This window comes from Proteus myxofaciens ATCC 19692 (assembly GCF_001654855.1).
Classification (GTDB): Bacteria; Pseudomonadota; Gammaproteobacteria; order Enterobacterales; family Enterobacteriaceae; genus Proteus; species Proteus myxofaciens.
The window spans coordinates 1-23,529 of sequence record NZ_LXEN01000004.1; the positions used below are offsets into that span (position 1 = coordinate 1).

At 33.1% G+C, this 23,529-nt stretch carries 20 protein-coding genes; 4 read left to right on the top strand and 16 right to left on the bottom strand.

Annotated features, from left to right (window positions below):
- Positions 1-277: 277 nt before the first annotated feature.
- The 5 genes from M983_RS00260 to yqfB all read right to left on the bottom strand — a co-directional run bounded on the left by M983_RS00260 (position 278) and on the right by yqfB (position 5,193).
- Positions 278-1,561 (bottom strand): cystathionine gamma-synthase family protein, encoded by a 1,284-nt coding sequence (locus M983_RS00260; protein WP_066745227.1) that lies wholly within the window; start codon positions 1,559-1,561, stop codon positions 278-280.
- Between the two features lie 209 nt (positions 1,562-1,770).
- The gene (locus tag M983_RS00265; protein ID WP_066745229.1) at positions 1,771-2,571 is read right to left on the bottom strand and encodes a MetQ/NlpA family lipoprotein; all 801 of its coding nucleotides are present in this window, start codon (positions 2,569-2,571) and stop codon (positions 1,771-1,773) included.
- A gap of 202 nt (positions 2,572-2,773) precedes the next feature.
- Complete coding sequence (locus tag M983_RS00270; RefSeq protein WP_066745232.1) at positions 2,774-3,151, bottom strand: lysozyme inhibitor LprI family protein; 378 nt, start codon at positions 3,149-3,151, stop codon at positions 2,774-2,776.
- Between the two features lie 404 nt (positions 3,152-3,555).
- A complete protein-coding gene (gene ddlA / locus M983_RS00275; RefSeq protein WP_066745235.1) occupies positions 3,556-4,656 on the bottom strand; it encodes a D-alanine--D-alanine ligase in 1,101 nt (366 codons plus the stop codon).
- A 216-nt stretch (positions 4,657-4,872) separates the two neighbouring features.
- A complete protein-coding gene (gene yqfB, locus M983_RS00280) occupies positions 4,873-5,193 on the bottom strand; it encodes a N(4)-acetylcytidine aminohydrolase (protein ID WP_066745238.1) in 321 nt (106 codons plus the stop codon).
- Between the two features lie 317 nt (positions 5,194-5,510).
- On the opposite strand from yqfB, the gene M983_RS00285 reads away from it, so the two are divergent.
- Entirely contained in the window at positions 5,511-6,536 is a 1,026-nt protein-coding gene (locus M983_RS00285) for a methyltransferase (protein ID WP_066745250.1), read from the top strand.
- A 58-nt stretch (positions 6,537-6,594) separates the two neighbouring features.
- On the opposite strand, the gene leuE is transcribed toward M983_RS00285, so the two are convergent.
- Positions 6,595-7,242, bottom strand: a complete 648-nt coding sequence (gene leuE, locus M983_RS00290; protein ID WP_066745253.1) for a leucine efflux protein LeuE — start codon at positions 7,240-7,242, stop codon at positions 6,595-6,597.
- A gap of 804 nt (positions 7,243-8,046) precedes the next feature.
- Here leuE and M983_RS00295 point away from each other — a divergent pair.
- Positions 8,047-8,811 carry a GNAT family N-acetyltransferase gene (locus M983_RS00295; RefSeq protein WP_066745256.1) on the top strand — a complete coding sequence of 255 codons (765 nt, stop codon included), beginning with the start codon at positions 8,047-8,049 and terminating at the stop codon, positions 8,809-8,811.
- An 80-nt stretch (positions 8,812-8,891) separates the two neighbouring features.
- Here the strand turns inward: M983_RS00295 and M983_RS00300 are convergent, their stop codons facing one another.
- The gene (locus M983_RS00300; protein WP_066745259.1) at positions 8,892-9,488 is read right to left on the bottom strand and encodes a sugar O-acetyltransferase; all 597 of its coding nucleotides are present in this window, start codon (positions 9,486-9,488) and stop codon (positions 8,892-8,894) included.
- A gap of 33 nt (positions 9,489-9,521) precedes the next feature.
- Positions 9,522-10,244, bottom strand: a complete 723-nt coding sequence (locus M983_RS00305; RefSeq protein ID WP_066745262.1) for a sulfite exporter TauE/SafE family protein — start codon at positions 10,242-10,244, stop codon at positions 9,522-9,524.
- 155 nt (positions 10,245-10,399) lie between these two features.
- On the opposite strand from M983_RS00305, the gene M983_RS00310 reads away from it, so the two are divergent.
- On the top strand, positions 10,400-11,281 hold the full coding sequence (locus M983_RS00310) for a LysR substrate-binding domain-containing protein (RefSeq protein WP_066745265.1): 882 nt from the start codon (positions 10,400-10,402) through the stop codon (positions 11,279-11,281).
- Between the two features lie 32 nt (positions 11,282-11,313).
- Here M983_RS00310 and M983_RS00315 read toward each other — a convergent pair whose 3' ends face one another.
- The 3 genes from M983_RS00315 to M983_RS00325 are packed head-to-tail and all read right to left on the bottom strand — an operon-like array spanning position 11,314 to position 15,146.
- Positions 11,314-12,321 carry a substrate-binding domain-containing protein gene (locus M983_RS00315; protein ID WP_066745268.1) on the bottom strand — a complete coding sequence of 336 codons (1,008 nt, stop codon included), beginning with the start codon at positions 12,319-12,321 and terminating at the stop codon, positions 11,314-11,316.
- A gap of 41 nt (positions 12,322-12,362) precedes the next feature.
- Positions 12,363-13,775 (bottom strand): sucrose-6-phosphate hydrolase, encoded by a 1,413-nt coding sequence (locus M983_RS00320; protein ID WP_066745272.1) that lies wholly within the window; start codon positions 13,773-13,775, stop codon positions 12,363-12,365.
- Complete coding sequence (locus M983_RS00325) at positions 13,776-15,146, bottom strand: sucrose-specific PTS transporter subunit IIBC (RefSeq protein WP_066745276.1); 1,371 nt, start codon at positions 15,144-15,146, stop codon at positions 13,776-13,778.
- 466 nt (positions 15,147-15,612) lie between these two features.
- On the opposite strand from M983_RS00325, the gene dmsD reads away from it, so the two are divergent.
- On the top strand, positions 15,613-16,224 hold the full coding sequence (dmsD, locus tag M983_RS00330) for a Tat proofreading chaperone DmsD (RefSeq protein WP_066745279.1): 612 nt from the start codon (positions 15,613-15,615) through the stop codon (positions 16,222-16,224).
- Between the two features lie 185 nt (positions 16,225-16,409).
- Here the strand turns inward: dmsD and M983_RS00335 are convergent, their stop codons facing one another.
- From M983_RS00335 to M983_RS00355, 5 genes are all read right to left on the bottom strand, one after another.
- A complete protein-coding gene (locus tag M983_RS00335) occupies positions 16,410-16,871 on the bottom strand; it encodes a nucleoside deaminase (protein WP_066745282.1) in 462 nt (153 codons plus the stop codon).
- On the bottom strand, positions 16,871-17,557 hold the full coding sequence (locus M983_RS00340; RefSeq protein ID WP_066745286.1) for an ankyrin repeat domain-containing protein: 687 nt from the start codon (positions 17,555-17,557) through the stop codon (positions 16,871-16,873). The genes M983_RS00335 and M983_RS00340 overlap by 1 nt, the downstream gene beginning before the upstream one ends.
- A gap of 397 nt (positions 17,558-17,954) precedes the next feature.
- Positions 17,955-19,082: an ABC transporter permease gene (locus M983_RS00345; RefSeq protein WP_066745290.1), complete on the bottom strand. Its 1,128-nt coding sequence runs from the start codon at positions 19,080-19,082 to the stop codon at positions 17,955-17,957.
- A complete protein-coding gene (rbbA, locus tag M983_RS00350) occupies positions 19,083-21,845 on the bottom strand; it encodes a ribosome-associated ATPase/putative transporter RbbA (protein ID WP_157091900.1) in 2,763 nt (920 codons plus the stop codon).
- 2 nt (positions 21,846-21,847) lie between these two features.
- Positions 21,848-22,921, bottom strand: coding sequence for an HlyD family secretion protein (locus M983_RS00355; protein WP_066745296.1), 1,074 nt, complete (start codon positions 22,919-22,921; stop codon positions 21,848-21,850).
- Positions 22,922-23,529 lie beyond the last annotated feature (608 nt).

The following is a 23,529-nucleotide window of genomic DNA, read 5'->3' on the forward strand; positions in this document are numbered from 1 at the left end:
ATAGTTATGTTTTTTCATTTTTTTCCTCCTCTTATTAAAGATAGACAATACAAATTATTATTTCTATTGCTTTAGTGTTTAAAATTGAATCCAGTAACATCCTATGTTTATAGGTGATTTTTATTTACTGGTATTAAAGTTGGCGTATTTTGATATAAGATTTTTATAAAATCAATATTTAATCATTTTATTTTTAACCAGAACTAAAAACAAAAGCATCAAGTAAGATGATTACCTAATGCTTTTTATTTGAAACAGTTATCTCATAGAAATAAAATTAAACCATCTCTAATGCCTGATTAAGATCCGCTAGTAAATCATGAGGATTTTCAATACCAATAGATAAACGAATCGTTGTATCTTGAATACCAATATTGTGACGAATTTCCATAGGAACGCCAGAATGCGTTGTTGAACCAGGATGACAAGCTAATGATTCTGTTCCACCTAAACTCACTGCAAGTTTGAAAATCTTCATTGCATTTAAGAAACGAAATGCTTGTTCTTCACCACCAATAATATCAAATGAGAAAGTAGAACCAGCACCCGTGCATTGTTTCGCAAATACTTGCCCTTCTGCCGATTTATGATCAGCAAAAGGAAGATAATGTATCGCTTTTACTTTTTCATGCTCACGCAGATATTGTGCAACTAATAATGCATTTTGATTCGCTTTTTCCATGCGAATTTGTAATGTCTCTAAAGAGCGACCTAACATCCAGCAAGAATGAGGATCTAATTGAGTACCAATTGCGCCTCTTAATAAGCGAAGTTGATTAATTAACTCTCGTGACCCCATAGCTGCACCAGCAACGAGATCAGAATGGCCACCAACATATTTAGTTAATGAGTAAACGGAAATATCAGCACCATGTTCAATTGGATGCTGATATACAGGTCCTAATAAGGTATTATCGCAAACAATAATTGGACGATAACCTTGGGTTTGTTCAAATTTATCAGCAACTATTTTTAATGCAGAAATATCTACTAATGAATTTGTTGGATTAGCCGGAGTTTCTGCAAAGATAACTGAAACACGCCCTTTTTGACTCGCATTTTCTGCTTGAGCTTTTATATGAGATAATGATAACCCATCAGTAAATGGTGTTGCTTGTATACCAAATTTAGCGAGTGTTTTCGCTATTAATGTTTCTGTTCCACCATAAAGTGGTTGTGAGTGTAAAATAACATCGCCAGGTTGAGTTAGCGCCATTAAAGTCGTTGTAATAGCAGACATCCCTGATGAAAAAAGTACACATGATTGCGTATTTTCGTAAACGGCTAATCTATCTTCAACGATTTCGCTATTTGGCTGATTAAATCTAGAATAGACGAGGCCGGCTTTTTCCCCATTAGCGAGTGGCTTTCTACCACTTACCGTATCAAAAAAGGCTTTTCCTTCTTCTGCACTTTTAAATATAAACGTTGACGTTAAAAATACAGGTGGTTTTACAGACCCTTCTGATAATAATGGATCATAACCATAACTCATCATTAGCGTTTCCGGTGATAATTTATGATCACCAATAAATTGTTTTTTCAATTGTTCATCAGCCATTTTTATTTCTTCTGTTTAATGGAGGATTGATTATCATACTGAAAAAAATTCATGTTGTTATAATGTTTTATAACAAGGAAAAACTCACAGTTATATAAAAATAGAAAAAATAAGCACTACTATAGGTTTATACTAACAAATGATTTATTTTCAGTATTTCACTCTGATTTATTTTGTATTTCTTAGGTTTTTATTCTAATTAAAATCATTCACCATGCTTTAATAGCATCACCTTTGTAGACTTCTTTTACTTTCAATTCAATTGATTTTGAATGTAGTACAGATATAAGCTTTTGAATTTTTTCATCATTCATATTATCTACTCTGGTCACAATAACATTCGCATAAGGCGAATTTTTATTTTCTAAAATTAAACCATCACGCGTCGCTAATAATCCTGCTTGGGATGAAAAATTGTTATTAATGATCGCCATGGAAATTGATGGATCGTTTAATTTATCAGCAAGCTGTGGTGTGTCAACTTCAATAAATTGAAGAGATTTAGGATTGTATAAAATATCTTTAGGTCTAGCTAAAAATCCAACACCATCTTTTAAAGTAATCAAATTTTCCTTTTCTAATAATAAAAGTGCTCTACCTCTTATATTTGCGTCATTAGAAATAGCAATAAGAGCGCCTTCTTTTAATTCATTAATATCACTTATTTTTTTAGAGTAAGCCGCTAAAGGAAATAAAAATGTCTTACTTGCAATATTAAATTTATAATTATGTTCTTGCATCTGTAATTCGAGATAAGGTATCGATTGAAAAGCATTAGCATCAACTTCTTTTTTTTGCAATGCTTCATTAGGTTGAATATAGTTGTTATAAGCTACAACCTCAACATCTAATCCTTCCGTCATTTTTGCAACGTGAATTATTTCATCCCAAATAAGCTCATCAGGGCCAGTATTAATAGCAACTCTTACTTTATTTGTATCCTCTTGTAAGCACGAAATAGTAAAAAATGAGATTGAGGCTATCAACAAGCCCGTAATAATTTGCTTCATACATCCCTCTAGTAAAGAGATTTTCATAAAAATAAAATTATTTATATGCTATTGCTTAAGAAATATCCTAGCAAGAGATTAATACCAAGTAACACGAAAGGATACAAGAGGATACTGAGATAAAGAGAGGAATATTATTAAAGATATTTTAATAATTTGTATTTGAAGTAAAAAGACATCATTATTTGATGAGTTAAAATATTTAATATAGTGCAATGTAATTTTTGAGATCGTTAATACGCGCTTTTGTTTTATCTTTTAAACAGTTGCTATAAATCATAGAAGCTAAACTTCCACCTTCATAATAATTAGCTTCATATTGACATGAAAGATCACGAAATATTTTCCAAGCATGCTGTGATTTTTGTAATTGTGATTTTCGTGAACTATCTAATTTTATGTAATAATACCTATATAGCTTTGTTAATTCTTTATCTTTTTCTTTAAATTCTTGATCTGAACATTGATTTATTTCTAACTGTGATGAGGCATTTCTGCAATTGAAATTATCTGCTTGCAAGTGAATAGACCAGAATAAAATACCACCAAATAAAGAAATTAATAAAATTATTTTTTTCACTCAACAATCCTTTACTAAAATCATAAAAATAAGACATTGATCACACTTAGTGCAAAAGATAAATAATGTAGCCTTTATAGAATAGATATTTTTTTCAATATCAATCAGATAAAAAAAGCCAATAAATAGCCTATTTATAACTATACAGACCAATCATAATAAGATTTGAGTATTAGAAAAAGTACAAAAGATAACGATGGCAATCTTTTTCAATAAGAATGAATACTATAAAATAAGTTTAATATATATCTCCTTTGTCAATATCAGAATATATCGATAAATTCTTGCTATAACAAATGCGGATAAGAAATAAAAAGACTGCACATCAGCCATTAATGCTACCCTACAAGACAAAAGCCCAGTCTCGATTAGAGCATGGGCTTTCATACTATTTTCAAAAATAATTAAATTTCACATTTTGTTTTTAACAAAGCTGTTTTTTTATGGTGCGCTAATGCTAGTTCAATTAATTTCGTAATTAATGACTGATAGCCTAACCCAGCACTTTGCCATAATTTAGGGTACATGCTGATATTAGTAAATCCAGGTAATGTGTTAATTTCATTAATAATGACACGATCATCTTGTGTTAAAAAGACATCAACTCGTGCCATACCTAAACAATTAAGAACTCGATAAGCCTTTAAAGCAACATTACGGATATGTGTACTATTTTCATCGCTCATTTGAGCAGGTACAACAACTTTTGCACCATTATCATCGATATATTTTGTGTTATAAGCATAGAAAGCATCATTTAATACGATTTCACCACAAGGGCTTGCTTCAGGAACTTCATTCCCTAATACGGCACACTCTATTTCACGCCCTACAATCGCACTTTCAACAATAACTTTAAGATCATATTCAAAAGCTATTTTTAATGCCGCTTTAAATTCTTCTTCATTGTTTACTTTACTAATACCTACAGAAGAACCTAAATTAGCAGGTTTAATAAATAAAGGAAGTCCTAATTCATGGCTAATTTCTTTATAAGAAATGGTATTTGTTTCATGCGCCATGATAGTAACAAAAGGAGCAACAGCAAGCTCTGCTTCTTTAAGTAAGCGTTTGGTAATATCTTTATCCATACAAGCGGCAGCACTTATGATATTAGGCCCTACATATGGCATATCAATCATATGCAGTACACCTTGTAATGTACCATCTTCCCCATAAGCACCATGAACAATAGGAAAAACAACATCAATTTGAGGTAGTGGTTTACCATCTTCAAGAGAAATAAATTGTTCTTTATGACTACCAGGGATAATCGCAATTGCACGATAAGGATTGCTTAATGAGATAGTTTTAGGATTATCGCTATTTAATAGATAGTCAGCTTCAGAATACTCATGCCACTGACCTTGTTCATTAATACCAATTAAACAAAGGTCGAATTTAGTTCGATCCAATTCGTTAATAATATTTTTTGCTGACTGCAATGACACTTGGTGCTCTGTGGATTTACCACCAAAGATGATAGCGACTCTTAATTTACTCATTTTCTAACCTTTTATAGGACTACTCTAGCGTATTATTAAATATAACACGATAAAAACGCCCAATGTAGACAGATAGCTCTTATCTAAGAAAAATTATATAAAAATGATAGAACTGTATAAGTTGATTAACTAAAACCATAAAACTAATAAAAACAACATGATAAAAAATTTATTTTAGTTAGAATCAGTAAAAATAGAACAAAGAGCGAACTAAATCTATACTAGTAACTGAAATTCTATCAAATAAAGTGATTCAGTTGTGGGATAAATTTTCTTAATTAACTGCTGTAAATCCAATAAGCACATCCCTTCCTGTTGTGCATGAAACTCATCTATCTCACTATATTGCAAGGGTTGTACAGACAGGATTTGTAATTTTCCATAATAAGTACGGTGTTCATTTGCAAAAAGAGAAATTATTGAGCCTACTTTATAGTTATTCTCACTTTTATCGCGGATTGTGATAACTTTCTTACCCGAAAGGATTAAAGGTATTAATGACTCAAAAAAGGTAATTTCAGTTGGATAATTCTGCATCTATTGTCACTCATAAAGTAAATAATAAATATTATTATAATATTTATCTATTTTCATTAAAAGATAATAAACAACTTTTTATTACGACTCGGAATTATACTAGTAATAATAATATATAGAAATCAATATTTAATTAATTAATTAATATTATAATGAAAAATATAAATTAGCATAACAATTAGAATATAAATACTTATTAACACAATAATTAAAAATGTATTTTTATTATTTTTATTTTTAAATAAAAATATGCTCTATACTTTATTTTAATTTAACGTTCACCTGTGGTTCCCCTTAAATAAAATATGAGGTTATATATGATTGCAGATAATATTGTTGAATTAAAAAATGAAAAAAATGCTTTGGATTTAATGAGAAAATCAATGTATTTCACTGTTTCTGGTGCATTAAGAGTCGGTGCTAAATTAAAAATTGCTGATTTATTAAAAAAAGGACCTAAAACAGTTTACCAGTTAGCAGAAGAAACTAATTCAGTTCCTGCTGTGTTAAATAGAATATTGAGAATGTTAGCATCTGAAAATATTTTTCATGAAGAAGATAACCTGAGTTACTCTCTTACACCAACTGGCGAATTTTTATTAACAGATCACGAATATAGCCTACGTGATGCAGTATTGATGTTAACTGATGAAACATTATGGCGACCGGTGGGAAATATTACAGAAGCAGTGCAAGGAAATCCTATTTTTGAAGCGCTTTACGGCACTAGCTTTTATGATTACTGGAAAGATAATGTCAAAGAAGATCATGATTTTCAAATAGGCATGAGCTCATTCTCTAAAATAGAAAACTACTATTTTATTAAATCTTATGATTTTCCTAAAAATAAAACTGTTACTGATATTGCAGGTGGTTTAGGTGGATTACTTTTAGAAGTATTAAGAGTAAATTCAACATTAACGGGACAATTATTTGATAGAGAACATGTTCTCAGTAGAAATAAATTAACTCAATTAGGTGATGATAGTCGCTGGAAATTAATACCAGGAGATTTATTTGGCTCCTTTCCTAAATCAGATATTTATTTAATAAAATATATTATGCATGATTGGGATGATAAACATGTTCTTAAGATATTAAAAAATTTCCGACAAGTAATGAAGCCTGATTCTAAAGTGCTTATTATTGAACCCATTATTATGGTAAAAAATAAAGAGGATATGGCAAAATATATAGATTTACTTTGTGTGGGTGCTTTCACTGAATCAGGAGAAAGAACTGAAGAAGAATTTAAAGTATTACTTGAGAAGGCAGACTTAAAAATTAATCGAGTCATTAAAAGTGATTCATATAATACAATATTAGAAGTTGTTATAAAATAAATTCTAATAAATAAAAGAAAAGAAGCTCATAAATACAATAATGAGCTTCTTTTTTTATTTAACTTATAAGTGCTAACTTTGCACCAAAGAGTAAAAATAGTCCACCAATAACGCTATTTGAAAGTGAAGCTAATCGTTTATTATGTTTTACCTTATTGGTAATAGCGACACCGCCAAAAATAAGTATTGATAAATAAATCATACTGCAAATTTCTAAAATGGAACCTAGTACAAAAAATGGAATACCTGCACTCTCGTATTTAGGATCGATAAATTGAATAAAAAACGAAACATAAAAAATAATCATCTTAGGGTTAAGCATACTCAAGAATAGTGCTTTAACATATAAACCCTCTTTTGCTCTAACAATTTCCGCTGGCACTTCACCAACAATTTCCTTTTTAGGATGAAATGTTAGATATAAGGTTTTTAGCCCTAAATATGTTAAATAGAGAGCACCAGCATATTTAATCACCACAAAGAAAATAGGTGATGTCTTAACGAGAGAAGCTACACCTAGAAAAGCCAAAAAGATAAGCAACGCATCTCCAGTAAATACACCTAACGCTGCTTTATATCCCCCTTTAACGCCGTGTCTTGCACTGGATGTCAGAACAAAAATCGAGTTTGGTCCAGGGACTAGTGTGATAAAGATAACGCCTAAGAGGTATGTCCAAATGTTTGAAATACCAATACTTTCTAACATAACTAACCTTTATAGAGAATAAATGTGCTGAATATGTGAACTATCATATCCATTAAATTTATTTTGTAAAACAATAATCTTTATACTAAAACTAAATAAGTTATTTATTCTTTATTTTTAGCAAAAACATAGCAATTAAAACCAATTTGCTGATTAATTTTAAAATAAAAGACCGTGTTGACATCAAGAAATAGTATGGTGCTAAAATTACTTTATTATCGGATTTAAATAACTTATTACTCACCCACAATAGGTTTTTATTCTTAATTATGAATATTTATAAAAATAATATACTATTACTTCAGATGTGTTACAGGTTATTACTCTTACTAAGCTAAGTTTACTATTTTAATTAAAGATATATTACTGAAAAATAAAGGTTATTTATCGTTTTAGAATATGTGATAATCTACATTATTGTACTTATTTGAAAAATAAATTTAGTAGAACATTATTATTATGAATAACTTGATCTTTTCTCTTTGGTAGGTAAGTCTTAGCTATAATCTACAAAATTGGTTAATAGCATTATTTTAAATATATCGTTCAACATATTTATGCGGTTTTATGCTAATTTAATGAATTAATAATGACTTACTATTCAGTAAACTACAGCGGAAAATAATTTATGTTTAAAGCTTCAGGTAATATTAAGAGATGTATATCTCCTATAAATAGATAATTTGGATATTGGATACTGTCTGTTTATCGCACGATTATACGATTGTACCCCTCACTGTTTGCAACTCATTTATGATTAAAAAGCAACGCCTATCATTATCAGGTTTTATCTAGAGAACTATTATGAATGCACAATTATATAAAGAATTCAAAATTATAGAAAAAGCGTTTTGGTCAGAAATTTGCGAAAATAATATCCGTATTGGTGATCATACCCATTGCTTTATGACGCCAATGGATGCTCCCATTTTTAATTTTATCTATTTACGTCAAGGTGCGACTGAAAATTCATTCCAGCAAGCAAGTACTTTATTTATCTCACAGAAAAAAGAACATATTCTGGTACTTCCTGAATCTTTATTATCTGAATTTGATTCAATAATAAAACAAGAAGGCTACACTGGCGATGGTATGACAACAGCTATGTATCTTAATTTATCAGAAACTATTTATCCTACTTACCAAAATAACCCTTGTGATATTATTCTCACTAATCATGATCTTAAACAATGGGCTCATCCACTAAGAACTGCTTTTCCAGTTGGTGATGATGGAACTATCGTGAATGAATATATTCGTTATCATCAAAAAGCGCTAGATAACAATGCCAATATTCTTCATTATGCGTTATTAGTTAATGGTAATCCCGTTTCTTCATTAACATTAACTTTACATGAAAACTTAGCACGATTTGATGACATTGGTACCGATATCGCCTATCAAGGTAATGGCTATGCAAGTCATTTGATTACACATGTATTGGAGTTTTGTAATGAACAAGGAATTGAACGTTGTTTCTTAGATGCTTCTGCAGACGGTTTAGAACTTTATCGAAAATTTGGATTTAAATCTTTATTTAACTATCTCAGTTTTATTAAAAACGCATAAAAACTCTACTCAAAATAAAAGATAGATGATGTTCACCTGCTCCCATGTTATAAATTTCAGAGCAGGTGAATATAAAGAAATCAGACAAACATTAATTTATTTGCGTCTTGCTTATCTTTTTCACTAATTTGGCGAATAACGCGACAAGGATTCCCTACCGCTACACTATTTGCAGGAATTGATTTTGTCACTACACTCCCGGCACCAATAACACAATTATCACCGATAATGACACCAGGTAAAATCATACAGCTGGCGCCTAGCCAGACATTATTACCAATTGTAATTGGGAGTGCATATTCAAACTCACTATTACGAATATCAGGATCAATAGGATGCGTTGCAGTTAAAATACTAACATTAGGTGCGCACATAACGTTATGGCCTATTTTGACGGGTGCACAATCTAAAATCGTTAAATTAAAATTAGCATAAAAATCTTCACCTACTTCAATTAACTTTCCGTAATCACAATGGAATGGAGGTTCAATATAAACATTCGCTCCTGTTTTCCCCAATAAAAGTTTTAAGTATTCAATCCTTTTTTGATCATCAGAAGGACGTGTCAGATTATAATCATAAATAATTTCTCTGGCTTGTGCCCTCATCTCTTTTAATTTTTCTTCTTTATTTGGGTTATAGAGATGGCCTGATACCATTTTTTCATATTCAGTCATTGTTGATCCTCAGTAAAAATTTATTGGGATAGCTTAGCCAAAACCATTGGCTAATAATGAACCACCAGCAAAAAGCAACATACAATCGAGTAATCTCTGGAATAAAGTTGGTGTTAGTTTTAGTACTAATTTTTTACCTAAGTAATTACCTATCACTAAACCAGCCCCAACTAAAACACCACTAATTAAAATAAAACTATTAACTGCACCAAGTTGGCCAAATGTTAATACTTTCGTCAGGTAAATAATAAATGAAGCGGCTGCCTCTGTCGCTAGTAATGGCCCTGATATAAGACCATACGCAGAAAATATTGGAATAGTTAACGGTCCTGTAGAAAAAACAACCCCTGTTAAATAGCCGATAATGGCACCTGCAATAATCACTTGATAAGGTTTCATGTTAATTTGCTGATTACGTAATAGATGAATAAGTGGGATCATAAAAAGAAAAAAGGCCCCCATACCAATATTTAGCCATTTTTCAGACATTACCCATAATGTATTTGCACCTAAAATCACAGCAGGAACAGCTGAAGAAAGATAATAGGCTAAAGGTTTAAACTGAATAGAATGTCGCCATAAGTAAATACGAGATAAATTGCCAATAACTGAAGCAAGTGCCATTATAGGAACGGCTTCTTTAGCGCCGAAAACGTAGGTTAAGGCTGGAATAAGTAAAATAGAAGAACCAGTTCCCACAACACCACTGATGGTTCCAGATAATATTGCTAATAAAATAACAGCTATAAAACTCATTATTGCCCTTTTAGTTCAATAAGTTAAAGAGCCACAATCATACCTATCTTCTTTATTTTTACCTGTGATAAAATGTCACAGTAATGTGAGTTTTAATAAGAAAGCGATATAGTTTAATAACAGTTAATTTAGTCATAGCAAATAAGAAATTTATGATGAAAAACCTACCCCCATTATCTTCTCTGCGTGCTTTCTTAGTTGCTTGCCATAGTCAAAGTTTTACACAAGCAGCGCAAACATTATGTATCACTCATGGAGCGATAAGTCGGCATATCCAAGTTATTGAAAAATGGTTTGGGGTGACATTATTTAATAAGGAAGGTTTACGGCGAGTTCCTACACCTTATGCATTAACTCTTGCAAAAGAATTAAGCCATGTTTTTGATGCATTGAATGATATTGGCTTTCGCTATGGCAATGGCGGTAAAAACGACATTCTAAATATTAGTGTACCCACAACTTTATGCTTGAAGTGGCTTATTCCTCGAATGGAAGATTTTTATAAGGAATATCCTAATGCGAATATTCAAATAGCCTCTGCAAATAGCGAGCGTTTCCATCTTATCAGTCATGATGATTTAATTATTCGTCCTGAGCCACAGCAACAAGAATATTCGGCAATTCCTTTTCTTGATGATATTCACTGCTTAATAGCCTCAAATAAACTATTAGAACGTTACAATGTCACAAATACAGATGATATTTTTCATTGCCCTGTTATCGATACATTAACGCGCCCAGGGCATTGGCAACAATGGCTAACAGCCGCAAATCTTAATATGAGTAACAACTTTTGTAAGCACTATCGGTTTGATCATTTTCATATTTCGCTGCAAGCGGTATTAGAAGGCCTTGGTATTGGAATCGGCCCTATATCTATTTTATCTAATGATATATCCCAAGGAAATTTAATCGTATTATTTCCAGATATTCGTATTGCCCCATTGCGTTATTACGCATTAACACCTTTAGGTGTTCAAAAAACAAAAACACATCTGGATTTTGAACAGTGGTTATATAGGATGAAAAGTAACTAGATATTTCTATTAAAAACATTAATTTTTATCGATTAATGACGTAAACAAATATTTGCTGGAATAAAAATCTGGTGATCGTTTAAATCTTGTTGGTTTATCAATTTCATCATTAAACGAAAACAATGTGATGCAAGATTAGGATTATTTTGAGCAATAGTATCTACAGATATCGCTAATGAGTTATAAAGATAGTGATCGTCAAATCCAGTTAGATAAATTTCACTTTGTATCATTTTATTCTGGCTTAAATAGCGTAAAACCCCTTCTAATAAGCCACAAGCAGAAGTAAAAATATATTTAGGCGGTCGACCTAATGCTGCACACAATGAACCAAACATTTCATAACCTGAACTAGGTTGATAATGACCATGTATGATCCACTCAGGTTTTAGTGCTATATTGGCTTTTTTAAGTCCTTGAATAAAGCCTAATAGCCTATCTTTTGTTGGAGATAGCGTAGTTTGTCCACCTAAAAAATAAAATTCGTCTACATTATTTTTTGAAGCAATATCCGAAATTAATTTTTCGGTTGATTGAACACTCTCTGTTGTAACAAAAGGTAGTGATGTATTTTCAAAATAACGGTCAAATAAAATAACCGGTATTTGCTTACTTAAACCTTGATATTCAATATCTGATTGCAAGCAAGAAGCCACAACTAAACCATCAATTTGACGAGATAATAAATGCTCAATTGCTAGTGTTTCTTGTGCCGCATTTTCATCAGTACAAGAAATAAGTAGCTGGATACCTGCTTCTCTACATAATATTTCAAGTTCATAGGCAACTGATGCAAATCCATAGTTAGTAATATCAGGAATAACGAGCCCTAATGCATAGCTACGATTAATACCTAAGGAACGAGCATGTATGTTAGGCTGATATTGATATTGCCGAGCAATGCCTGAAATACGTGCTATCGTCTCATCTGAAACGCGCATTTCTTTTCCTCGGCCATTAAGAACTAGGCTTGCTGTTGTTTTAGAAACACCCGCTAATTTTGCAATATCAGTAATAGTAATACGTTTATGTTTTTTCACTTTATTATTCTTTACAACACTAAAAATGTTTAAATCAACGTTTAGTTGACAATAGAATCACTTAATTGCCAAGCTGTTAGTGATATATTATTTTTACCAGAAAATGTAATTGTCATTTTTTCTGATGGGAAAAAGCGGCTACTCATTACACCTTCACCCTCATTAAAAAAGATCTCCACACTTGAGCTATCAACTAAAATTTGTAGTTTCTTGACACTATGAGACCAATAGCGATATTTCCATTCTCCATTTTTAAAACTACGGCGTTTTAATATGGCTTGATGATTATTAATGCTAAGCTCCATAGTATCAGAGAAATAAATAGAGAATAGTGTTGATACTTCTAACTCAATCGCTAGCTCAACATTAAAATAATCAATGCTATCGATATGATCAGCTATACCTTGCCAATATTGTGGATTTTGTCTTAATTGCTCTAATTCTTTTATTGGTTGTTGATAAAGTTTGCCTTTCTTTATAGATAATTCACGTGGACATGTCATTTGATGTATCCAACCATTGACGATAGTTGGCTGATGCATTTCATCACCATCAGGAACTCCCATCCATCCAAATAAGAGTCTTCTTCCATTAGCAAGTGTTGTTTGAGGTGCATAAAACTCAAATCCGGCATCTAATTCTATCAATGGGCCATGCTGAAATTGCAATGTTTCATAGCTAAACTGTCCAATTAAATAAGCACTTGGATGTGAATTTAAAAAACGTTCTTCTTCTTTTTTTATACCTTGTGGGCACGTCAATAATATAAAGTGTTTTTCCAGTTCAAAGAGATCAGGACATTCCCACATATACCCCGCATCATCTAAACCACCAATATAACTACCCGCTAATTCACCAATTAAGCACCACTGATTAAGATCAGACGATATATAAAGCAGTACTTTACCTTGTTTGTTTAAATTTTGAGCACCTAATACCATGTACCAATTTGCTTTATATTGCCAAATTTTAGGATCACGTACATGACCGGTATACCCCTCAGGTAAATCCAATACAGGGCCTAATTTATCAAAACTACCTTGCTTATTTTCAACCGCTAAACATTGCCAAGCCGTTCGGTCTCCATTTTCAAACTTCACATTTCCGGTATAGCATAACGTTAATTTTTCATTATAAATAACTGCGCTACCCGAATAACAACCATCTTTGTCATAAACTTCATCAGGTAATAAAGCGATGGGTTGATGATGCCAGTGAATTAAATCTTTAGAGCGCCAATGTCCCCAACACTTATTTTTATGCTCACAAGACAAAGGATTCCATTGATAAAATAGATGATAATATTCCCCATCAAAAGAGAACCCATTGGGATCATTTAATAATCCTGCTACAGGAGCTAAATGCCAACGAGGGTAATATCTATCTTGTATTACTGTTGCGCTATTAGACATAACAGAATGTAAAATCGAAGATAATCCTTTGTCTTTAATCATTTATGCAGACTCCACTTTATATTTAAGTACTAAAGAAACCACAAATGCGGTTATAAAGGCAATAATAAGACCCAAGATATAATTTAAAATCGAACCTGCTTGAACAATAGCAATACCAGGGATTGCAGTTAATCCTACTGCCGTCATATAAACGTGACATGCAACAACCCAAGCACCGCCAGCAGCACCACCAACTAGTGCAGCAATAAATGGCTTACCATAGCGTAAATTAATACCAAAAATAGCCGCCTCAGTAATTCCTAACATAGCCGAAAAACCTGAAGGTATGGTTATAGCTTTAATTTTGGGATCTTGAGTTTTGAACCAAACTGCTAAACAAGCGCCCCCTTGAGCAATATTAGACATAGCCCAAATAGGAAGTAAGAAATTAACACCAATATTAGGATTTCCTAGCAAACCTGCTTCAACAGCATGGAAGCTATGGTGAATACCAGTAATAACAATAACAGAATAAAGACCACCAAAGATTAAACCAGCAAGCCATCCTGCTTCAGTAATTAAGGTACTAAGAATAAATGAAATACCATCCCCTAATAGGCGACCAATAGGACCAATCACTAACAATGCAACAAAACCAGAAATAATAACTGTTAAAAATGGCGTAATTATGAGATCTAATGCATTAGGTACAACTTTACGTAATTGTTTTTCTAATATACTCATAAACCAAACGGCAAGTAATACTGGAAAAACGGTTCCTTGGTAACCAATCATTGCAACTTCTAATCCAAAGAAGTCCATAGTATTAAATCCAGCAGCAACCCCCCATGCATTAGTTAAAGCAGGATGTGTTAATATTCCGCCTAAGGTTGCACCAAGATAAGGATTGCCTCCAAATTCTTTTGCTGCTGTAAACCCAATTAAAATTGGTAAAATAATAAATGCAGCTGAGCTACACATATCCAACATAATATAAAGCGCATTGTCAGGACTAACCCATTGATTAGTTTTCATCAGGCCTAATAAACCCATCAATAAGCCAGAAGCAACGATTGCTGGAATAATAGGCACAAAAATATTCGAAAGAAGTCTAGCTATTCTTTGAAATGGATTTAGCTTTTTAGCTGCGATATTTGCCGCTTCACTTTTACTAGATTCACTAATTCCAGCAACAGCAATAAAAGCCGCATGGACTTTATTAACGAGACCCGTACCAAAAATAATCTGAATTTGCCCTGCATTACTAAAGCAACCCTTTACCCCTTCTAGCTTATTGATTGCATCTTTATCTGCTTTAGTATCATCAACTAAAACAAGTCGTAAACGCGTTGCACAATGGGCTGCGCTTGCTATGTTTTCAGAACCCCCTAGTAAAGAAACTAGTTGGCGAGCAATTTTTTCAATATCCATAATGGCCTCGATATAACTTCATTTTTATATTTATAAACCGCGTTGTTAAACATAAACTAAACCGGTTTAGCTATTAATTAGATTAGATAAAAACAAAATTAAGATAGCAATTAAAATGCGATTTAATGCGATGTATTTGTGATCTAAGTTACGAATACAAGATATTTCTCTTTAGAAAAAATAACTAATTAATGAATAGCTTTTGAAGATAGCTAAACTAATAAGTATTGATTTCAGAAACAGGATTACTAACCAATTTATCTGGGTTTAGAAGGCTAAGCGCATAGGGTTTAAGATGAGATTATCGTTTTAATAATAACTGTTTAAATAGTAAAACTGGTTGATTTTAAATAGTTAAACAATTTATTCTTTTACTGTTGTACTTTTTTTTAATCTTAATCATTATGTTTAAATACTCAATCGCATATAGTGACTAAAATAAAGTTAAGCGGATTATAAAAATATTATGGAACAACACGTTATTAATGATATCTCTCTTACAGCACGTATTCTGGGTGCGGCTTTTTATTATCCACCTGCGGAAAAAAGTGACATTGTCGAATTACTTTCTCATAAAAATTGGGTTGCTGAATGGCCTTATGGAAGCGATGATGAAAAACAATCTATTGCAACATTACTTTCACAAACTTCATTGAATGAAGAAACACTAACGCAGGCATATCAACGTTTATTTATCGGCCCATACGCCCTTCCTGCTCCACCTTGGGGTTCTGTATATCTTGATAATGAAAATGTACTATTTGGTAATTCAACCTTAGATTTGCGTGAATGGATGTTAGAACATGGTATTGATATTGCGTTAACGCAAAATGAACCTGAAGATCATTTCGGTCTTATCGTTATGATGGTTGCATGGATAGCTGAAACTCGACCTGTAAAATTAAATGAGTTACTTGCTGAACATTTATTACCTTGGGCTTACCGTTATTTAGAAAAAATGTCTTTGCAAAGTGCATTTCCTTATTATGAAGGCTTGGCCATGCTTGCAACATTAACGCTGAAAAATTGGCAATCTCAATTAAATGTTACACCTGTTGAAAAACAACTATTTTGCTAATTTATAAGTCTTATATATTTATCGGTATTGTCATTTAGCTTAAATGCGATGTTACATGATATAGGATAAACAGCATTAAAGTAGGATCCGTTATTTAGTTTTTACTAAAATACAAAGAAAAAACCCCAATCGCAGATATTTAGCGTTGGGGTTAATAATTATACAATCTTTATTATTTAATTAGTTTAGGACTGTTGTGACCAAAACTCATAAGGTGATAACTGATCTTCTTCATCAGGTTTCAGTTGAATATATTCCAGTCCTTCTTGATTTTCAGGCTCTTTTCTGAGTTCTTCTGCTATTTGTGCTGTTGATAATCCATAAGGCTGCGCATCATCATTTGAGTATGCGTATACAATACGCTTAACCCCAGACATACGCATAGCTGCAAGACACATCGGACAAGGCTGACCACTAGCATAAACAATACAATCATCTAGCTTAACACGTCCTAATGTTTTACCTGCATGACGCAATGCTAATAACTCCGCATGTGCTGTGGGATCGTTATCTTCAACAAGTTGGTTAACACCTGTGGCAATCACTTTTCCATTGCTAACAATAACAGCACCAAAAGGTCTTCCTCCCGTTTTTACATTATCAATTGCGAGAGAAATGGCCTGTTGTATAAATTGGTTATCTGACATTATTTCGCTCCTGCACGTTTTAGAATATCACTAATATTTGAATACCCTTTGTTTTTCGCTAACGCTAATGGGCTATTTCCTGAGGCATCGGCTAAATTGACATCAGCCCCACCTTCAATTAATAAAGTCACGATATCAGCATAAGTTTGACTACCATTGCCTAAAATTATCGCTTCAATTAATGCAGTCCATCCTAACTTATTGATATGATTAACATCAACACCAGAATCAATCAGTATTTTAACTGTTTTTACATGACCACGCTCTGATGCAGGAATAAGCGCCGTTCCACCATAGCGATTAACACTTTTAAGATCTGCACCATGCGATAACGTCATTTCGAGGATTTCATTTAATCCTCTAGCTCCTGCATAAAGATAAGGTGAATCCTGTATTGCATCTCGAGCATTCACATCAGCGCCTTGCTCAATCAGATATTTTGCAACCTCTATTTGATTAGCATGGGTTGCTGCCATAAGAGGCGTTCTTAGATTTCGATCTCGCTGCTCAATAGATGCACCTTGTGCTATCTGTTGCTTTAGCTCAGATAATGCCCCTTGTTCAGCAAGCTTAATTAGTTGATCGTCATTTGAATTTGCCATCGATTTCACCATTAACAGTAGTGATATACTAAGCATTCCTAAAAAACAGAAAACCCACTTAGTCCTTAAATAGAAACTTTTCATCGTTTCGCTCCTAATTGATGACTCGTTAAACTGTTAACACACTATGTTATTAACGTCATGATTCCTAATTTAAAATTAAGATGATAAGAGAAGATAATATGAATAGTCTTTTTAAACAACTTGTTATACTGTAAATACAATTACAACAAGTAAAATGTCGAAAAAAGCCCTTTTTGTTAGAAAATTAGCTTCATTATGAATTTTTTTGAATTTTGTCTTGCTGGTATTACTACAAATAAAGTAGCTACTTTAGCTTCGTTTCCTCAGAACATTATCAATGCACTTTATTAGCTGAAGGTGTTGTTTTACTGACTTATTTGAGCTATGAATTAGCTAATAATAAGCTTATTAAAGAAACTAACCGTTTATCAGATAGTTATTTTATCTATTCAATATTTTATGCCATTGCTGAAATTGTTTTTCTAAAACGTAGTAACGCAAAAGCAAAAAATACAGAACCAATAATAAATAAAATAATAAATTGAGGCCAAACTATTGAAAAATCAGCGCCTCTATAGAGAATAGCTTGCGCTAAGCTGACAAAATGTGTCGTTGGCATTGTTTGCATGGCATCTTGTACAAATTGAGGCATGCTTTCTCTTGATGTCATACCGCCTGAAAGCATAATCAATGGAAGTAGGACCATAATCATCAGTAAACCAAATTGTGGCATCGAACGCGCCATAGTACCTAGAAAAATACCTATTGAAGTTGTCGCAAATAAGCTCAAAGCAACACCACACATAAAAAGTAAAATAGAGCCTTCAATGGGTACATGAAGAAGCGCTTTTACAACGAGTAAGATAGACATCGCAGAAGCTAATAGTACAACTAGACCCATTGACCATATTTTAGAGAGCATTATTTCAAATGGAGTGACAGGCATAACTAAGAGGTGCTCTATTGTGCCGTGCTCTCGCTCTCGAATTAATGCAGCACCCGTTAATACTATTGATAACATGGTGATGTTATTAATAATCGCCATAACAGATCCAAACCAAGACTGGGTTAAGTTCGGGTTAAAACTCATTCTGACTTCTAAGTCTACAGGAAGTGGATCATTGTCTCTATTTTTCGCCAAAAAGGTTTTAGCCTCGCCCATTACAATGTTTTGAATATAACTGTTACCTAAAAAAGCTTGGCTCATTCTTGTTGCATCAATATTTAGTTGAATTTCAGGTTTTCGACCCGCTAAGAGATCTCGCTGAAAATTAGGTGGAATATCAAGTGCAAAGGTATATGTACCCCTATCTAATAACCCATCTATTTCTTCAGGTGTTATATCTGCTGGCGGTAAGAAGTAAGGCATATAGAAGCTATTAACTATACGCATTGAAAGCTGTGATTTATCTTGATCAGCAATAGCTATAGGTGCGTGATGGAGTGAGCCTGGCGTGACAGTTGCTGATGAATAAATTGATACTGTAAATGCAAAGACAATCAGTGCCAACATTGCTTTATCACGCGAAAGGCTACGTAATTCTTTTACACCTAGGTTAAATATATTCTGGATTGTTCGCCACATTTAAGCCTCCTGCTTTTTTAAGAAAAAGACGCTCAAACCAATAACGATAGGAATTGTAATAAGCAAAGGAAGAAACGACCAAGGTAAATCAAAGAGATTTAACCCTTTAGAAAAAGTTCCTCTTGTAATAGTTAAGAAATGCGAAGTTGGATAAACATAACCAATCCATTTACCAATACCTTCAAGTGATGACACGGGGTCTATCATGCCAGAGAACTGGGTTGCTGGTATCAATGTCATAATTGATGTACCAAAAATAGCGGCAATTTGGCTTTTCATAAAACATGAAATTAATAAACCCATCCCCGTTGCAATAGTGATGTAAAGCAATGCTCCTAGCGTCAATGTGAGTAAACTTCCCTTAAAACTCACACCAAAAATAAAAACGGATAATATACAAAGCATAAAAAAGTTAAACATGCCTAATAAAATATAAGGGAGTTGTTTGCCTAATAAGAATTCTGCTTTAGTCACGGGCGTTACGTAAAGATTAATAATTGAACCGAGTTCTTTTTCACGTACAACACTCAATGCAGTTAACATTGCAGGGATCATCATCAATAAAAGAGGAATAACAGCAGGTACGATTGCAGGTAAACTTTTTACATCTGGGTTATATCGATAGCGTGTTTCAATATCAATTGGCGACAGTTTATTTACCATATTAGTGGGTTGTCGCATTGCCATATCTAGCATCCAGGTTAAATGCATTGCTTGTATATAACCACGCACTGTTTCTGCTCTATTAGGCATTGCACCATCAACCCAAATACCAATTTTTACGGTATGTCCTTTTGCAACATCACGTGCAAAATTAGGCGGAATTTCAATAGCAACGGTAATATCGCCACTTCTAAGCCGACGCTCAAGTTGGTCATAATCTGTAATTGGCGCCTTTTCAATAAAATAGCGTGAGCCAGAAAGATTTTGGTTATAAGCTTGACTAAGCCCTGTTTGATCTCTGTCCATAACAGCAAAGCGTAAATTTTCCACGTCCATACTAATGCCATAACCCATAATAAACATTAATATAACAGTGCCCAATAATGCTAACGTTAATCGTACAGGATCACGTCGTAATTCCATACCTTCACGTATGCTATAGCTAAAAAGACGCCTTAAGCTAAATCGTTGCTTTAACGAATTTTCCGTATTTTCATGACTATTCGTAGGCAGTTTTAGTGTATTTTCTTCAATTTCTGTATTTTCTTTTTCTCCCGATGCTTTTTTTAAATAATCAATGAAGACCTTTTCTAATGTATCAAATTGACTTTTTTTGACTAAATTTTCAGGTGTATCGGTGACTAATACTTTACCTGCATGCATTAATGACATTCTGTCACAACGCGCAGCCTCATTCATAAAGTGTGTTGAGATAAAGATAGTGACACCGTCACGCCTTGATAAATCCACCATTAAATTCCAAAACATATCCCGTGCAATAGGATCAACACCCGATGTAGGTTCATCAAGTATGAGCATTTCAGGTTGATGAATAACCGCTACAGCAAGAGATAAACGTTGACGGATACCTAAAGGTAATCCATCTGGCATCATTTCTAGAACTTCGGTTAAATTAAAGCGCTCACTCATCTCTTTAATACGTTGAGGTATTTCAGTCTCAGGTAAATGAAAAAGTTTTGCATGCAATTCAAGATTTTGGCGTACCGTTAATTCACTATAAAGTGAAAAGGCCTGTGACATGTAACCCACTCGCTTTCGTGTTTCAATATCTTTAGGATCGACCTCTTGACCAAATAACCAAGCCTGACCTTCACTTGCTTCTAAAAGCCCAGTTAACATTTTCATTGTGGTTGACTTACCACAACCATTGGAGCCTAAAAAACCAAAAATTTCGCCTTTAGGAATTCGAAAATTAACATGATCAACCGCGACGAATTGACCAAATCGCATGGTTAAATCTTGTGCTTCAATGGCAATAATATCGTCGTCACTTTTATCTCTAGGTGGAATAATGACTTTTTGATGATTTTTCTTTTTATCTATAGGTAAAAGCTCAATAAATGCAGCCTCTAATTCTTGTGTATTTGTATGTACTTTTAATTCATTAGCGTGCCCTGTGGCTAATATTTTTCCTGCATCCATTGCTACAAGCCAATCAAAACGTTCAGCTTCTTCCATATAAGCAGTCGCAACTAGCACACTCATATTTTTTTGGCGTTTACGAATACGATTAATTAAATCCCAAAATTGTGCTCTTGATAATGGATCAACGCCTGTTGTAGGTTCATCAAGTATTAACAATTCGGGATCATGAATAAGTGCGCAGCACAATCCTAATTTTTGTTTCATACCGCCAGAAAGTTTACCTGCGGGTCTATCTCTAAAGGGTGTTAATCCTGTACTTTCGAGTAATTCATTAATACGCTCAGTACGTTCTTGCTTTGATTGTCCAAAAAGTCGGCCAAAAAAATCGATATTTTCAAAAACAGACAATGTGTGGTAAAGATTTTTACCTAATCCTTGAGGCATATATGCAATACGAGGACAAACAGCACGTCTGTGGGCTATATCTTTCATATCTCCATTAAGTACAATAACTCTTCCTTTTTGGATTTCTCTAGCACCAGAAACTAATGAGATCAGGCTCGATTTACCCACACCATCAGGACCTATTAACCCCACCATTTCACCTGCGGGTATAGTTAACGTAACATCATCAAGTGCTTTAGTATTACCATAATATAAAGAGACATGTTCCAACTTAATAATAGAAGTACAATCTGTTGAGACATTTATCATTTTCATTGTGGTAATTTCACCTCAAGTTCTTCAGGCCATGGTTGTTTGTTATCAAGTCGAATATAGGCACGACCTGGCAAGCCTGTTTTTACATATTCAAGGTGTTTTTCCAATAATTCAGGAGATATTCGAGCTCTAATACGAAACATAAGTTTTAAACGTTCATTATCAGTTTCAACTGTTTTTGGTGTGAATTGAGCAACGCTTGCAACATAAGTTGTTTTTGCTGGAATAACAAGGTTAGGTGCAGCATCCAGAATAATATGAACATCACTACCTAGAGCAGCTTTACCTGCTGCTTCTGTTGGTAAAAAGAAAGTCATATAAACATCACTTAAATCAACCATATTAAGAACTCGTCCACCAGCACCTAAAACTTCACCAGATTCTGCGACACGATACTGTACTCGACCACTACGAGGAGCTTTTAATACGCTATCATCTAATTCAGCAAGAATTCGTCTTTCTGTTGCAGTTGCGGCATCGACTTTCGTTTTAGCCTGAATAATTCCTGCTTTTGCAGAATCAATAGCCGCAACTGCGGCTGTAACTTGGGCTTTAGCTGCTTCAACCGTTGCTCGAGCTCCTTCTGTTTTTGCAATATCGTCATCAAGCTGTTGAATAGAAATGGCATTTGTTTTAACTAAAGCACGAGAACGATTAAATCTTTTTTGTGCGGCATCAAGTTCAGCAACTCGTTGACGAACAACGGCTTGTGCGGCTAGTCGCTCACTTTCACGTTGCGAAAGTGCAGACTCAGCAGTGACAACATTACTTTTAGCTTGCTCTAATTGAGCTTGGACTTCATGAAGTTGTTCTTTTAATGTCCGAGTATCCATTATTGCTAAAATTTCACCTGCTTTAACAAAATCCCCTTCTTGCGCTAAAATAGAGTCAATTCGTCCTGGACTTTTGGTAGAGATATCAATTTCAGTTGCTTCTATTCTCCCATTACTTTGTGCAAAACCATCAGGAAGCGTGGTTGCTTGAGATTTCCACCAAAATAGTCCTGCGACGATCACAACGATAATAATAACGCCATAAACAAAAAATCGATTCTTTTTTGGATTTTTCATATAAACTATTTAACCTTCCTTTTGCCATAAAATAATGCCAATAAACTTTTCGCTGTGTGTAATAAAAAAGTTAAATAATAATTTTAAATAATTATGTTAATTCATAGAAAAAATAAACTAAGTTTATGTCTTATATATAGATACTATAATTCTTGTAAATTAATAATAGTGCGTTAACTGAAATTAATGTAGTGCATTTATCACATAAACGCTTCTTCATCTTTAATTCTTCGAGCTAGCACACAATTTGTATAAAAAATTCCTTACCTTGTTACATTAATTGAAACAATAACAGTAAGTTATTAATATATAGTGTTTTTTAGTTTTCTGTTCTTTCTCTATTTTATTTAACACTCTTAATTAATAGTGAATTTAGTTTCATTAGAAATTAAATGAATAATATTTTTATCTATAATTTATTTTGAAATACCCATTTTAGTTGAATCATTTTAATAAGAAATAATTTCTATTCTTTGTTATTAAAAGCATATTTTTCTATAAAAAAAGAGTTTTGATTTATCCCATAAATTAAAGTCTATTTTTATAGAATCAATAACATTAAAGTGCTTTTATACATTCATTTTACGTCTTTTCATTACTGCTATTTT